General features: G+C 73.3%; 1 protein-coding gene. It reads left to right on the plus strand.

The features are described from left to right. Positions 1 to 945: aminodeoxychorismate/anthranilate synthase component II (locus ASG00_RS18145; RefSeq protein WP_235559496.1), on the plus strand; the 945-nt coding region annotated here is incomplete at its 5' end. Positions 946 to 1,106: the final 161 nt, after the last annotated feature.

Consider the following 1,106-nt stretch of genomic DNA (forward strand, 5'->3'; position numbering starts at 1 on the left):
GGCGTCGCCGCACTGTTCACGCCCGCCGTCGGCGGCGGTCACGACCTCGACGCACCGATCCTCATCCGCACCGCCTATCTCGAGCACGGCCGCCTGCGCGTGCCCGTCGGGGCCACCCTCGTGCGCCACTCCGACCCGTACGGAGAGGTGAGCGAGACCCACGGCAAGGCCGCCGGTGTACTGGGGGCGATCGGCGCGGTCGCCCGCGACGAGCGCCGGAGCGCCGACGCCGACCAGCCGACGGCCGAGCGCGAGCCTCTCGCCGACGACCCGGAGATCTCCGAGCTGCTGACGTCGCGCAACGCCCGCCTCGCCCCGTTCTGGCTCAACCCGCAGGAACGCGCCGACGGCGGCCCCTTCGCCGGTCGCACCGCGGTCGTCGTCGACGCCGAGGACCGCTTCACGACGATGCTCGCCCACCAACTGCGCCACCTCGGCCTCGACGTCTCGATCGTGCCGTGGGCCGCGGCATCCGCTGACGTTCTCGACGCCGCCGACCTGGTCGTCTCCGGCCCCGGCCCCGGCGACCCCCGCGACGAGGGCTCGGCCCGCATCGCCGCGATGCGACATGTCGTCGCGCATCGCCTTGAGACCGGACGCCCGCTGCTCGCGGTCTGCCTCAGCCATCAGATCCTCGCCGACCGACTCGGCATCGGACTCGCCGCGCTCGACCGGCCACACCAGGGCCTGCAGCTCGCCGTCGATGTCTTCGGCGAGCGCGCCTCGATCGGCTTCTACAACACCTTCACCGCGAAGGTCGCTCCGGGCACCACCGAGGTGGCCGGGGCGGATGTCGCGGCCGACCCCTCGACCGGCGACGTCTACGCCCTGCGCGGCCCGGGCTACGCCTCGGTGCAGGGCCACCTGGAGTCGATCCTGTCGCGCGACGGGCTGCGCACCCTCGAACGACTCGTCGCCCAGGCTCTCACGCCCGTCGACGCCTGACCGGCGTCAGTCGGGGCAGGGCCCAACCGGTGTCAGTGGAACAGTGACACCGGGTTGAAGACGTCGGCGAGCAGCAGCACGGCGCTCGTCGCCACCAGGAACACCACGACGACGAAGGTGACGGGCACGAGCCGGGTCGCATCGACGGGCTTCGGCGCGGG

This window comes from Microbacterium sp. Leaf351 (assembly GCF_001423825.1).
In the GTDB taxonomy this organism is placed as follows: domain Bacteria; phylum Actinomycetota; class Actinomycetes; order Actinomycetales; family Microbacteriaceae; genus Microbacterium; species Microbacterium ginsengisoli.